At 59.4% G+C, this 505-nt stretch carries 1 protein-coding gene and 1 pseudogene; both read left to right on the forward strand.

The window, feature by feature from the left end; translation table 11 throughout:
• Positions 1 to 265: hypothetical protein (locus tag M3I54_RS44705; RefSeq protein WP_254346790.1), on the forward strand; the 265-nt coding region annotated here is incomplete at its 5' end.
• A 33-nt stretch (positions 266 to 298) separates the two neighbouring features.
• Positions 299 to 505: pseudogene (locus tag M3I54_RS44710) on the forward strand (IS5/IS1182 family transposase); the annotation flags it as partial.

Consider the following 505-nt stretch of genomic DNA (forward strand, 5'->3'; position numbering starts at 1 on the left):
TCATCCGGGCGCTCGCGATTGCGCGCTCGGACGTTTTGCCTTCCGCTACACAGACAGCGTCGGCACCCGGGATCAGTTTTCTATCGTGGCTCAATGGCTGGCCTGCACGTACCCCTGCCGACGCTTCGCCGACATCCTCGCGGATACCTGCGCACGGCTCGGGGCCGATGTGGTTCGCTATTCCTTCATCGCAGTGGACTTGCACCACCTACTCCTTGCCGGTCTCCCGGCGCACCTGTGTCAAAACGCTTTTTTGAAGCGCTAAGATGCTTCATCCGACAGCGAGGGATGGAGCGAGATGAAGCGGTTCGTGCAAGGCGACAATCGTACACAAAGCTTTCTCCTTCCCGAAGCGCTCGATGACTACGTGACGGACACCAATCCTGTGCGCGTGGTGGACGTCTTTGTGGATGAACTCGATCTCCGGCAGCTGGGGTTTGAAGGTGTCGAGCCAGCGCTGACCGGGCGGCCTTCGTATCATCCCGAGGTGATGCTCAAGATCTAC

This window comes from Paraburkholderia sp. CNPSo 3274 (assembly GCF_024206475.1).
In the GTDB taxonomy this organism is placed as follows: domain Bacteria; phylum Pseudomonadota; class Gammaproteobacteria; order Burkholderiales; family Burkholderiaceae; genus Paraburkholderia.